Raw genomic sequence first — 438 nt, 5'->3', positions numbered from 1 at the left:
GTCGACTCACGGGGTTTGCCCGATGCCAGGTCCGAATGCGTTTCTCGATTTCGGTCACACGAACCCGAGCCGCTCGAATCTGTCCGGCTAGCAGCAGCAGGCCGTCTCGAGCGATCTCGGGCACGCCGCTGACGTCGTCGGTTTCGATCCGCAAAATCAGCGCATCCAAGCCCGCCTCGCCGAGTTTCTCGATGATGCCGAATTCCGCCAGGTGCGCTCGAAGCGCGTTCGCCAGCATTGTCCGTTGCCGAATGAGGAGATCACGGCCGTGCCCAGTAATGAGCGTAAGCGCCTTTCCGATCACCTATGCGGCGAGGCTTGACGCGGCGACGAAGCTCCATGGCATCAGTTCGTCGATGCGGCTTTGAGGATGTCCGTCGAGAATGGCTTGCAGCGTTTTGGCGATGTAGGCGACGGGATCAAGGTTGTTTAGTTTGC

1 protein-coding gene and 1 pseudogene are annotated in these 438 nt (G+C 60.0%); both read right to left on the bottom strand.

Features of this window, described 5'->3' with window-relative positions; genetic code table 11:
* Window positions 1-238: pseudogene (locus NEI07_RS19735) on the bottom strand (IS110 family transposase); the annotation flags it as partial.
* Between the two features lie 66 nt (window positions 239-304).
* On the bottom strand, window positions 305-438 hold a 134-nt coding region (locus NEI07_RS10190; RefSeq protein ID WP_256034370.1), incomplete at its 5' end, for a transposase domain-containing protein.

Source organism: Methylocystis suflitae (assembly GCF_024448135.1).
Lineage (GTDB): Bacteria > Pseudomonadota > Alphaproteobacteria > Rhizobiales > Beijerinckiaceae > Methylocystis > Methylocystis suflitae.
Note: the sequence above shows the minus strand (reverse complement) of the source record. Positions and strands in the feature narration are given on the sequence as shown.